Genomic DNA, 11,471 nt, shown 5'->3' on the forward strand with positions numbered 1-11,471 from the left:
CTGAACTGGGTAACCTATCTTTTGCCTGATTTTCAAAGGTTCACCGCATAACCCAAAGCAGTGTGAGCTGCTAACAGGTACTGTCTTGTAGAATCAAATGTAGTTTTGAGACAGGTTGTTGTAACAGCTTTTTGCATTTTTTTCTCTATGAAACCACGTTTCTTCAAAAGTTACTTTACAACACATGGTGCTATATTCATACCCTTTGATTCCTTATGCACTCTTTTCCACCATGCCCTAATTTATTGCTTCTATACATGCGTATTTTCTTACATCGTTCTCGTTCAAAGTTTCAAAAATTCTCTCATTTTTGTTCGATTTCTTCTGGATACTTTTGACCATTTTCAGGTAAATGGAAACATTGTACGTTTTATATAGCTGGAGAGTATATTTTGTTCGAATAATTTAAGGTTCAATAGCCTTTGTGCTGTGAAGCTTTAGGTAGCGGATTCCTTGATTTTCAAAGTGTGGAGGAGTGTGGCAATGAATATCACATTAATTGGCATGGCCGGAGCGGGGAAAAGTACTATTGGGAGAGCCCTTGCGAAGCGCCTTGGCTATACTTTTATCGATGTGGATCACCTGATAAGGGAAAGCACCGGAATGCCCCTCCAGAATCTGATTGATAAAGAGGGAGATTCGGCTTTTATCAGATTTGAAGAAGAAGCCATTCTAAAGCTTGGGCAGGTGGACAGGAGCGTTATTTCTCCTGGCGGGAGTGTAATTTATTCCGAAAAAGCCATGACTCATTTAAAAAAAATCTCAAAAATAATCTTCCTGGACGCTGCCTTTAGAAGCATTGCCAGAAGGCTTCCCAATGCACGAAAAAGAGGTATAGTAGGACTCAGGGATAGGAGCCTGAAAGAGCTTTTTGAAGAAAGGAAGGTCTTTTATCAGAAATATGCTGATTTTTCAATAAAGCTCAAAGGGAGAGAAAATATTCAGGAAATTGCTGAAAAGATTGTTGAGTTATGTTTTGAAGAGAGTACCTGAAATTGTGGCTTAAACTGGTTTATTAAGGTTTACAGTTGTGTTTTAATATAATTGCTTTTTCGAGGTAGAGATTTTTAGATTTATCCATTTTAAATTTTCTATCAGAGTCTCTAACTTTAAGAATAGCTTCTTTTAAGGACATTTTCATTCAGGAACGGTTTTATTTAAGAACAATCGGCTTTATGGATGACATACTTTAAGGACAGTTTACTTTAAAGCAGTTCAGATATATGGTTTACCTCATTAATAGCCTGTTAGAACAGCTTACTTAAAACAATAATAGCCTGTTAGAACGGCTTACTTAAAGCAATAATAGCCTGTCAGAACAGCTTACTTAAAACAATAATAGCCTGTTAGAACGGCTTACTTAAAACAATAATAGCCTGTCAGAACGGCTTACTTAAAACAATAGTTTACTTTATTAGCAATCAGGTCTTCAATCTGAGCAAAATCTCTCAGTTTATAACGTTTAAGCATCGGCCTGCAGGAAAAAAGGTCCGAGCAGCAGGAGACATAAAATGGCATCAAGTCGTTTCATAATTACGGTTATAGGCAGCGACCGGGTAGGAATTGTTGCCAGGATCACTACTGTGATGGCAAGTTTCAATGTAAATATTGTTGACATTACTCAGACTATCATGCAGGATATATTTACCATGATTATGCTTGCAGAAGCTCCACAGGAGAATTTCGACCTTGCAGCTTTCCAGGAGGCTATGAGTACCGAGGGAAAGAGCCTTGGAGTCGAGGTCAAGGTACAGCACGAAGACGCATTCCGTTTCATGCACAGGATCTGATCTGGAGACTATCTGAAAATGATCTGGAAAATGATCTGGAAAATGATCTGGAAAATGATCTGGAAAATTAATCTGTCTGGAATGAGAGGTAATTTTTCATGTATATAAACCCAAAAGAAATTCTGGAAACAATCCAGATGGTCAGGATGGAACATCTCGACATCAGAACCGTAACAATGGGTATCAGCCTGAGGGACTGCAGCCATCCTGATATTGAGGTTTTCAATGAGAATATCTACGAAAAGATAACCACCCGTGCAAAAGAACTTGTGGGTACAACGAATGAAATCCAGAGCCTCTACGGAATTCCAATAATCAATAAGCGAATCTCAGTAACTCCAATAGCTGTGGCAGCCGAAAGTTGCAGGTCTCCTGATTTTGTTTCCATTGCAAAAACCATGGACGAAGCTGCAAAAGACGCACAGGTAGACTTTATAGGAGGTTTCAGTGCCCTTGTCCACAAAGGCGCAACCGTTGGGGATCTAAAGCTTATCAATTCCATTCCTGAAGCTCTTAAAAGCACGGAAAAGGTATGCTCGTCGGTAAATGTTGCCACTACAAAAACCGGGATCAATATGGATGCAGTTGGCTTGATGGGCAGCATCATTAAAAAGACCGCGGATTTGACTGCGGATAGGGATGGGATAGGCTGTGCCAAGCTTGTGGTTTTTGCAAATGCCCCTGAAGACAATCCCTTTATGGCAGGAGCCTTTCACGGAATTGGGGAGCCTGAATGCGTTATCAACGTTGGGGTCAGTGGGCCTGGCGTTGTGAATGCTGCAATCCGCGAGCTTGAAAAACCGAATCTTACAGAAATTTCGGAGACAATCAAAAAGACAGCCTTTAAAATAACCCGCATGGGAGAAATGGTAGGTCGGGAGGTTTCTCGAAGGCTTGGAGTCGAATTCGGGATTCTTGACCTTTCCCTGGCTCCGACGCCTGCAATTGGGGACAGCGTTGCTGCGATTCTTGAAGCAATGGGACTTGAACGCTGTGGGGCTCACGGAACGACTGCAGCCCTTGCCCTGCTGAATGATGCCGTAAAAAAAGGCGGAGCAATGGCTTCCTCCTCAGTAGGAGGCCTGAGTGGGGCTTTTATCCCTGTCAGTGAGGATGCGGGCATGATCGAAGCCGTCAGGGCCGGAGCCCTCAGCCTGGAAAAGCTTGAAGCTATGACCAGCGTCTGCTCGGTCGGCCTTGATATGATCGCAGTTCCTGGTGATACTCCTGCTTCCACCCTTTCGGCTATTATCGCTGACGAGATGGCCATAGGAGTAATAAATAGAAAAACAACGGCAGTCAGAGTTATCCCGGCTCCTGGAAAAGGGGTTGGGGATTCCGTAGAATTCGGCGGCCTGCTTGGAAATGCTCCTATTATGCCGGTAAGTGATTTCAGTTCCGAAGTTTTCGTAAAACGGGGGGGAAGAATCCCGGCTCCTATACAGTCACTTACAAACTGAAGGGTGAACCAGCCGGTAAATCCGGCACCTTATTTTTTGTTTTTCGGAAGCGGGTCGACAATCCATCAAGTATTTTTCAATATGGAGCTACTGATTTTTGTCATGGAATAATATCTACAGGGCATTTTTTTGAAACTGTTTTGGCTTAAATGTTTTGGCTTAAATGTTTTGGCTTATAATTTTTTGGCTTATAATTTTTTGTCCGGAAATAATATTTGCTTGAAAGCAATTTTTTGTATAATTAATTTAAAATAATTTACGCTACTCGTATATCCTGGAGTAAGGGATAGATGGGGTATCATCGAATAAATGAATATCCTGAGGCCGCTGATCCTTCTCTTCGAATACGTGTTTGGGGGAACATAATATTTCGGAGAGGCTGTATTGGGGGATGCAGTAAGTGGATTCAGCGCCTCAAGTGGATTCGGCGCTTCAAGTGGATTCAGCGCCTCTGGACTTCTTCTTGCTGTTCTTTTGATTTGTTTTTGATTTGTTTATACTTTTAATTGAAGAATTCAGGATGCAAAGCTCCGAGTTCCGCTTGAAAGCCGGTATCTGGACCTTAAGGAGGCATAGCAACGAGTAGAACTGCACCGAAAACGTATATCACATCCGGACACAGTGCCTGTCCGGGTTGCTGTGATGCTTTTGCTGCAAAATTTACACTCATGGGAGCAGGTCCTGACAGTATTGTTGTCAACCCTACTGGCTGCCTGGAAGTTACAAGTACGCCTTTTCCGCGTTCTTCATGGCAGGTTCCCTGGATCCACTCCCTTTTTGAAAATGGAGCTTCAGTGGCTTCAGGTATTGAAGCTGGCTTAAAAGCCCTTGGTAAAAAGAAAGATACTAAAATTATAGTTATTGCAGGCGACGGTGCCACGATGGATATAGGCTTCGGGGCTATTTCAGGTGCGTTTGAGCGGGGCCACGACTTTACCTATGTATGTATGGACAACGAAGCCTATATGAACACCGGAGTCCAGCGCAGCAGTGGAACGCCCTATGGTGCAAGCACAACGACCACTCCAGCCGGAAAATTCTCCTTTGGAAACCCTTTTCCCAAAAAGAATATGCCTGCAATTATAGCAGCTCATGGATCTCCATATGTGGCCACGACCTCCATAGGTTTCCCAAGAGACATGATTCGTAAGGTCAAAAAGGCAACTGAAGTCATAGGCCCTACCTATATCCATGCTCATGCTCCGTGTACAACAGGCTGGGGTTTTGATACCTCAAAGACTCTGGAGATCGCCAAACTCGCAGTTGAAACCTGCCTCTGGCCCATGTATGAGATGGAAAACGGGGAAATTACCCAGGTCAGGAAAATTAAGAACCCAAGGCCGGTCGAAGAATATCTGAAAGTCCAGAAAAGGTTCAAACATCTCTTCACCATGGAAGGCGGTGAAGAAGAAATAAAGAAGATTCAGGCCATGGCGGACTGGAATATAAAACATTTCGGGCTTCAGTGAAAAATGAAGTTCTTGTATCATGAATTTTTATTTCGAATTTACCCAGAGCGCCCTCATCGTTTCCCTTATTGCTTCGATATTTTTTATATTATCTTCATCATTTATGATATCAAGTTCATTAAAGGATTCAAGAGCTATCTTAGCTGCAATTGAGGCATCGTTCAGATACTTGCTCCCTGCATAGCTCACAATGGTCTGGAGGGCAGAAGATGCCTGGAAAACCGCACTTTCCATGTTTTCGTCCTCAGCTTTTTTCCCAACTTCTTCAATAGAACCTGCTATACTTCTCACCGTGTCCTGAAGGTTTTCTTGCATGGCTTCAGCAGCCATCTCCTGAAGCATAAGCTCTACTCCCACTGCAGCCTCCTCAAGGTTTTTCTGGGCAGTAAGTTTTCCAATATCCCCAAGGCATGAGATACATATTGCCGTATTTTCCGAAAGATTTGGAAACTTCACTCTGGTAACTGCTTTTCCGATTTCTCCAAGCCCGATTATAACTGCCATGGTTTCTCTTTCATTATTGAGAAGAGCTGCCGTATTTCCGCTTTTCCCGAGTACTGAAGCTGCGAGTTTGGCTACCGTTTCCATCTGCTGTTCAGCAGCTATTTTTCCTATAGCTCCAAATGAAAGTAGCACCTGGATAGTTGTGTCCTGCATATTCTGCTCTATGGAGCACTGCAACAGCCTTTCAAGGGCGCGGATGGCATTGACTGCGGCATTCTCCATGCCCTGGAGAGTGGCAGCTTTTCCGATTTCCTTTATGGAAACTACAGTTTTTTCAGCTTCTGGTTCTTTTCTCTCATTTAGATAACCTGTGCCGATTTCGGTCAGAAAATTAAGGGCCTTACTAACTCCTTCGTCAAACCCTTCATTAATGGAATTAAAGCCCATACTTACCATTTTGTCTTCTTCCTTTGAAATCATGGCATAAGACTCCTTTTCAGCTGTTAGGCCTTCTCATAAAAGATTTGCGAGAAGAGCTTTAGTACACGTTTTTCTTAAAAAATCTGTTATTCTCGTCAATTAATACTCCGTTTTATTTTTCTACTTATTTTCCAGATGATCTTGATTTATGTTTTCCTTTATTCAAATATTTTCAGGTAATGGTGAGCTTTCAGACGAGTTAATAAGTCATTAAATTGATAAACTCATTAGATAAAATTATTAAACTGGCTAGAAAAGGATTTTATTTCTCCTTATTAGGTATCCGCCAATTCGCATTACCCGCAGTCTATAAAACATGCATTAAGAAGGCGATTTATCTGACGCAGGAAAGAAAAATTCAGTCTCAACAATCCCGGTGCCGGGCAGAAAAGGACTCATTCAGGTGTGAGCTTATAAGCTTTAATGAAGTCTTACGGCTTTCCAGAATTCTTGCCCGAAAAATCAAAGCTTCTGGCTATATGCCTGATCTGATTGTTGCCATCGGGAGAGGAGGTTATGTGCCTGGAAGGTTGGTTTCCGATTTTTTACTCTTCAATGACCTTACCTCAATGAAGATTGAACACTACTCAAGAGCTGCGGACATGCGGGAAGAAGCAAGGATAAAATTCCCTATTCCTGTGGAGATAACAGGAAAAAAAATCTTGATTATCGACGACGTAACCGATACCGGCGAGACGCTTAATCTTGCAGTAGATTACGTTTTAAACCTGAATCCTGCGTCCGTCAGGACTGCAGTGCTCCAGCATAAAATTTCCTCTAATTTCACGCCTGATTTTTATGCCCAGAAGATTATCAAGTGGCGCTGGATCATTTACCCCTGGGCAAGGTATGAGGACCTGGCAGGGTTTGCAGAAAAAATTATTCAGAACTGGACTCTCGATCTCTCTCAAATTATAGCCGAGTTTAAGCACAGGTATGAGCTGGATCTCAAGGAAACTGAACTTTTAGAAATTCTTGATGATCTTGCTGAAAGAGGTGAGCTTGAAAGCACAGAACTGGACAACAGAAAGTTATGGAGCCTCAAGCAATAGACACTTCAGGAAAAAAGTTCTAATCAAAAAATCAGATCTGCCGAATTAACGTATCAATCGAATTAACGTATCAGTCGAATTAATGTATCAATCGAATTAATGTATCAATCGAATTAATGTATCAATCGAATTAATGTATCAATCGAATTAATGTATCAATCGAATTAACATATCAATCGAATTAACATATCAATCGAATTAACATATCAATCGAATTAACATATCAATCGAATTAACATATCAATCGAATTAACATATCAATCGAATTAACGGACCTGTAGAAGTGACAGCTCCCGCCAATGAATTGATGGGCATCTACGGAATTTCAACCGATGCAAGACAGACGCGCATTCATCCTACGTTTGAAAACGCGGGGATTCTGTTTCGATGTTGTAATAAACAGTATGAAATTTGTAGTTATGAGGATATGATAAACATACCTCATTTAGAGCTTCAAAATTCCCAGATCAAGGCTCAGGGACACCACTATTGCAACAATTGAAAGCACTGAAATGATAAGGTAATTTGCACGTTCTTTTGATACCGAAAGGCTGCACAGCAGATATTCCAGTCCTTCCAGGTCTTTATCTGAAAGTTTCTGCCGATTCCTGACTTTTTCCAGCAGGTCCAGGTTTTTGACAACGACAAACCTTCTCTTTGCAATATGGTATCTGTGTGTGAAGAACCAGAGGTAACCCACTACTCCAATATACCAGATTGCTTTTCCCCAGAATGCGCTGTAATGATCAGCTATAATTATACTTCTTAACAGGATGGCAGAAATCAACCCTACGTAAAAGTATAAATTGATTACAGGCATCCCATATCTATGGGGGACTTCAAATGTCGGAGTTTCATATTTTAACTCGTTCATGGTTCTTCTACCTGATTACTAAAGTTGTTAATAAATAACTGTAAATAAAGAAAAAGGAGATGCAGTTTAAAGAGCATCTCCGTCTCTTTCTCCAGTTCTTATTCTGACTACGGTTTCTATAGGGGTAACAAATATCTTCCCGTCTCCAATTTCTCCAGTATACGCTGACCTCTGAATAATTTTCACAATATCTTCAATTTTTTCTTCAGGTGCTGCGATCTCTATTTTGGTTTTGGGGAGAAGATCCACACAATATTTCTTACCTCTCCACTGCTGTACGATTCCTTTCTGCTGTCCACGTCCTTTGACATCAGTTACTGTCAGGCTAGGATACCCGGCTTCTTCAAGGGCATCTTTTACCTCATGCAGTTTCATGGGCTTTATTATTGCTTCGATTTTACACATTTTAGTCATGTTAGTCCTCCCTCATCAGGTATTCGGGATACTCTCTGATTCCGTGTTCACTGATATCAAGGCCCATGATTTCTTCTTCTTCTGACACTCTAAGCCCTATTACGGCATCGAGGATTTTGAAGATTATATACGAGATCCCAAATCCCCAGACCATGGTTACCAGTACGGATATAAGCTGGATGAGTAGCAAGCTGATTCCTCCACCGTAGAAGAGTCCAGGTGCTCCAGCAGCATATGTGGCATCTGCAAGAATTCCGTTTCCTATCCCTATAGAAAAGAGCCCTACAGAGATAAGTCCCCAGCTTCCACAATATCCATGCACTGCAATTGCACCTACAGGATCATCCAGTTTCAGTTTGTTTTCATTAAACATGACACCTACATAAATTATTATCCCGGCAACAAGACCAATAGCCAGGGCTGCCCAGTTTGATATCGAGCCACAGGGGGCGGTAACGGCTACAAGTCCACCGAGAAGCCCGTTTGCAGTGAGGGAGGGGTCCGGCTTTCCGGTCTTTATCCAGGTAATAATCATGACCGTAAGAGCTCCTGCAGCGGCTGCAAGGAAGGTGTTGACTACTACCAGGTTCATATAAGGATCATTTGCATTGAGGGTACTGCCTCCGTTGAATCCCAACCACCCGAGAGCCAGGATAAGAGTTCCCAGGAAGGTAATAGTCAGGTTGTGACCTGGAATAGGTACGGGTTTTCCGTTTTTGAATCTCCCTATCCTTGCGCCCACAAGAATCACACCAGCAAGGGCAGAATATCCTCCTATTGAGTGTACAACTCCAGAACCGGCAAAGTCATGACTCGCCACTCCTATTGCTTTTACTAGTGGGCTATCGGCACCACTTAAGAGAGCCATATCCGCTCCGCTCCAGATCCAGTGGCCGTATACAGGATAAATTACGGCTACCATCATGACGCAGTAGACAAGATAAGCCTTAAAATTGGTTCTCTCAGCCATTGCCCCTGAAACTATAGTAGCACCGGTAGCCGCGAAAACCATCTGGAAGAACCACGAGTTCCAGGTTGCATTGTCCGCGCCTGCCAGGAAGAACTGATTGGTTCCTATTAAACCTGCGGCATCAGCTCCATACATTATGCCCCAGCCAACAGCCCAGTAGACGAGAATACCCAGGACAACAGTCATGAAGTTTTTCATAAGGATGTTGGCGGTATTTTTACTTCTCGTAAGCCCCGTTTCCACGAGCGAGAAACCTGCATGCATAAAGAATACCAGTCCACTTGCCAGTAACAACCACATAAACGTTAGTGTAGTCTTTATTTCCTCAATCGAGGCTGCATTTTGGTCAGACGTTACTGCAAAGGCTGGTGAAACCAGTGCTATAAGTAGAACAAACGTAACTATTGATAATTTTTTTATTCTTTCCATCTTTTTCACCATATTTTTCTTTTGCCTCCATTTCTTCACCGGAAACCAGTAACCGGTTGACTACTCTATATTATATATACTTTTCGATTGCTTGCAATAAGTATTACAATGTATATAGAAAAATTAATGAATAAGTTATCTGCCACGCATATCCAGAAATAAGTAAAAGACGTAATTTGTTATGGAAACTAACTCTTAGTTTTGTAGAAAAAACTTTCCGAATCAGCTACAAAAGGCTGAACCATAGAAACTTAAATCGCATGCGCCTGCGCAAGCCTTAAAGATTGGACATGCTGCCGGAACTCCTGCTCGATTTCTTAAAAATATTCAAATCTCCTTTTGCTAGATTCCCTTAATATGAAGACTGAAACTCCAGTTTGGATACATTTTTTAGCGATTTATTGAATATTTCCTCAAGTGCTAGTGGAATATTTAAAAAGAGTAAATGTACGAAAGAGATAAAAAAGCACGTAAGACTTCGTTTTATTCCCGACATGCTGGACGGTTTTTTCAACTTTTTGTCTCTCAGAGTAATTAAAAAGGAAAAAGGAAAAGGAGAAAAGAAAAAGGAATCCGAAAAGGAAAAAAGGAAAAAAGACCGAAATTTTAAAATGTGTAAGGTCCTTTACATTACTGTTTCAGTGACCAGTTCCCGATCTCCTTTTGAAAAGACTCTGGATACCCGGACTTTCCAGTCTCCATCGGGATTCTCTTTGTCGGCCTGGATGAGGTTATAGCACTGCTTTGTCCTTCCCCTTGTTTTGGAAGAACAGAAGGTGCCTGCATTTACCACAAGCATGTTATTGAGGTTCCAGACCCAGGGAATATGGCAGTGTCCGCAGAGGACAAGATTCACCTTGCAGCGGTTAAGAAGTTCGAGTACATCGCCTGCATCCACAAGGACAGTATTTTCCCTGCCTGCCAGAGGTATAGGTACAAGGTGATGGTGCATGGCAAAAACCTTGAAATTTTCCCCTGAAAAAGCTTCTTTGATCCAGCCATAGTTTTCCCTGCCCAGATGACCTTCATCAAGATCGGGCTGTGAAGAATCGGCCCCGACAACCGTAACATTCTCAAAATTCCGTGAAAAATACCGGTCTGTGAAGAGGTCTTCAAAGTGCACATATCCTGCATTTTTCGAATCATGGTTTCCCGGGACAAGAATTTTATTTTTACATTCAATCCTGTCAATAAACCTCTTTACTCCATCATATTCTGCTGAAAACCCATTCTCGGTCAGGTCACCTGTAATCACGACAAGGTTCGGTTCCAGCCGGTTTATACCATCAACCATAGACTCTGCAATCTCCGGAACAAAGTACGCATCTGAATAATGGATGTCTGAAAGGTGTACAATCTGTATAATTTCTTCTTCCTCTTATTTTCTTAATTTTGTAACATATATTGAATCTCTTATATTCAGAGCACAGGATTTCTTTACCATTATATATAGGTATCTCTTAAATCTACATATTTGGAAGTATCTAATTATAATTCGTTAAAAAAAGATTGTTGGATATTAAAACCTCATTTGAGTACTATAAATATGTACCTAATTATTATTCATGGACAATGTCTATAAAAATTACAAACCTAAATTCTCCGATATGCCCCCAGCTCATTTCAGCCTATTTTCTACCAGTAGTCGGGCGCGCGGCAGACTTCGGCCCATCAATTTGTCAAAAAATACCAAAACGGATCGGGCAGCAGGACCAGAACTTTTTAAATTAGACGGCTTTCAAAAGTGTTGACCCGAAACCGTTGCGCCGGTTTATCACAAACCGTTGCGCCGGTTTATCACGCCGATAGAGTTTGGGTATAAGGTTATCAGACTCAAACGGTTCTTGGGGTTTTCGGTCAAGCCTTTTTTCAAAAGGGTTGCGGTCAAGCCTTTTTTTCAAAAGGGTTTGCGTTAAGCCTGTTAACGGTTCGGTTATATTAGGTAAATCAGCCTTCCTGAGCAAGTTAAAAACGTAACTTTTCTTGCCCTTTAAGTAGCCTTATTGGTCCATTTTAGTTTCACTAGCCCATACTTCAGCCCTCTTGAGCGAACGAAGTGAGCGAAAAGGGCCCCGTCCTCCCGAGACGG

Annotated in this window: 11 protein-coding genes; 5 read left to right on the forward strand and 6 right to left on the reverse strand. The window is 41.8% G+C overall.

Annotated elements, in window-relative coordinates; translation table 11 throughout:
• The first annotated feature begins 483 nt into the window (after nt 1-483).
• The 4 genes from MSVAZ_RS11055 to MSVAZ_RS11070 all read left to right on the forward strand — a co-directional run bounded on the left by MSVAZ_RS11055 (nt 484) and on the right by MSVAZ_RS11070 (nt 4,719).
• The gene (locus MSVAZ_RS11055) at nt 484-993 is read left to right on the forward strand and encodes a shikimate kinase (protein WP_048120969.1); all 510 of its coding nucleotides are present in this window, start codon (nt 484-486) and stop codon (nt 991-993) included.
• 518 nt (nt 994-1,511) lie between these two features.
• Complete coding sequence (locus tag MSVAZ_RS11060) at nt 1,512-1,790, forward strand: ACT domain-containing protein (protein WP_048120970.1); 279 nt, start codon at nt 1,512-1,514, stop codon at nt 1,788-1,790.
• 98 nt (nt 1,791-1,888) lie between these two features.
• Nucleotides 1,889-3,250, forward strand: a complete 1,362-nt coding sequence (locus MSVAZ_RS11065) for a PFL family protein (RefSeq protein ID WP_048120973.1) — start codon at nt 1,889-1,891, stop codon at nt 3,248-3,250.
• A gap of 668 nt (nt 3,251-3,918) precedes the next feature.
• On the forward strand, nt 3,919-4,719 hold the full coding sequence (locus MSVAZ_RS11070) for a thiamine pyrophosphate-dependent enzyme (RefSeq protein WP_232316068.1): 801 nt from the start codon (nt 3,919-3,921) through the stop codon (nt 4,717-4,719).
• A gap of 27 nt (nt 4,720-4,746) precedes the next feature.
• On the opposite strand, the gene MSVAZ_RS11075 is transcribed toward MSVAZ_RS11070, so the two are convergent.
• Nucleotides 4,747-5,643, reverse strand: coding sequence for a hypothetical protein (locus MSVAZ_RS11075; RefSeq protein WP_048120979.1), 897 nt, complete (start codon nt 5,641-5,643; stop codon nt 4,747-4,749).
• A 446-nt stretch (nt 5,644-6,089) separates the two neighbouring features.
• On the opposite strand from MSVAZ_RS11075, the gene MSVAZ_RS19580 reads away from it, so the two are divergent.
• The gene (locus MSVAZ_RS19580; RefSeq protein WP_269746825.1) at nt 6,090-6,695 is read left to right on the forward strand and encodes a phosphoribosyltransferase; all 606 of its coding nucleotides are present in this window, start codon (nt 6,090-6,092) and stop codon (nt 6,693-6,695) included.
• Between the two features lie 445 nt (nt 6,696-7,140).
• Here the strand turns inward: MSVAZ_RS19580 and MSVAZ_RS11085 are convergent, their stop codons facing one another.
• The 5 genes from MSVAZ_RS11085 to MSVAZ_RS20890 all read right to left on the reverse strand — a co-directional run bounded on the left by MSVAZ_RS11085 (nt 7,141) and on the right by MSVAZ_RS20890 (nt 11,283).
• Complete coding sequence (locus tag MSVAZ_RS11085; protein WP_048120981.1) at nt 7,141-7,569, reverse strand: hypothetical protein; 429 nt, start codon at nt 7,567-7,569, stop codon at nt 7,141-7,143.
• Between the two features lie 66 nt (nt 7,570-7,635).
• Nucleotides 7,636-7,983 carry a P-II family nitrogen regulator gene (locus tag MSVAZ_RS11090; protein WP_048120982.1) on the reverse strand — a complete coding sequence of 116 codons (348 nt, stop codon included), beginning with the start codon at nt 7,981-7,983 and terminating at the stop codon, nt 7,636-7,638.
• 1 nt (nt 7,984) lies between these two features.
• On the reverse strand, nt 7,985-9,394 hold the full coding sequence (locus MSVAZ_RS11095) for an ammonium transporter (protein WP_052727956.1): 1,410 nt from the start codon (nt 9,392-9,394) through the stop codon (nt 7,985-7,987).
• 613 nt (nt 9,395-10,007) lie between these two features.
• Nucleotides 10,008-10,745, reverse strand: a complete 738-nt coding sequence (locus tag MSVAZ_RS11100) for a metallophosphoesterase (RefSeq protein WP_084626126.1) — start codon at nt 10,743-10,745, stop codon at nt 10,008-10,010.
• A 364-nt stretch (nt 10,746-11,109) separates the two neighbouring features.
• Entirely contained in the window at nt 11,110-11,283 is a 174-nt protein-coding gene (locus MSVAZ_RS20890) for a hypothetical protein (RefSeq protein WP_198146742.1), read from the reverse strand.
• Between the last annotated feature and the right edge of the window lie 188 nt (nt 11,284-11,471).

The organism is Methanosarcina vacuolata Z-761, from assembly GCF_000969905.1.
In the GTDB taxonomy this organism is placed as follows: Archaea; Halobacteriota; Methanosarcinia; order Methanosarcinales; family Methanosarcinaceae; genus Methanosarcina; species Methanosarcina vacuolata.

Bases quoted from the DNA above. Each gene is read 5' to 3' on its own strand.
- MSVAZ_RS11060 (WP_048120970.1), top strand. From the start codon at position 1,512: ATGGCATCAAGTCGTTTCATAATTACGGTTATAGGCAGCGACCGGGTA.
- MSVAZ_RS11070 (WP_232316068.1), top strand. From the start codon at position 3,919: ATGGGAGCAGGTCCTGACAGTATTGTTGTCAACCCTACTGGCTGCCTG.
- MSVAZ_RS11095 (WP_052727956.1), bottom strand. From the start codon at position 9,394: ATGGTGAAAAAGATGGAAAGAATAAAAAAATTATCAATAGTTACGTTT.
- MSVAZ_RS11055 (WP_048120969.1), top strand. From the start codon at position 484: ATGAATATCACATTAATTGGCATGGCCGGAGCGGGGAAAAGTACTATT.
- MSVAZ_RS11085 (WP_048120981.1), bottom strand. From the start codon at position 7,569: ATGAACGAGTTAAAATATGAAACTCCGACATTTGAAGTCCCCCATAGA.
- MSVAZ_RS11075 (WP_048120979.1), bottom strand. From the start codon at position 5,643: ATGATTTCAAAGGAAGAAGACAAAATGGTAAGTATGGGCTTTAATTCC.
- MSVAZ_RS11065 (WP_048120973.1), top strand. From the start codon at position 1,889: ATGTATATAAACCCAAAAGAAATTCTGGAAACAATCCAGATGGTCAGG.
- MSVAZ_RS11090 (WP_048120982.1), bottom strand. From the start codon at position 7,983: ATGACTAAAATGTGTAAAATCGAAGCAATAATAAAGCCCATGAAACTG.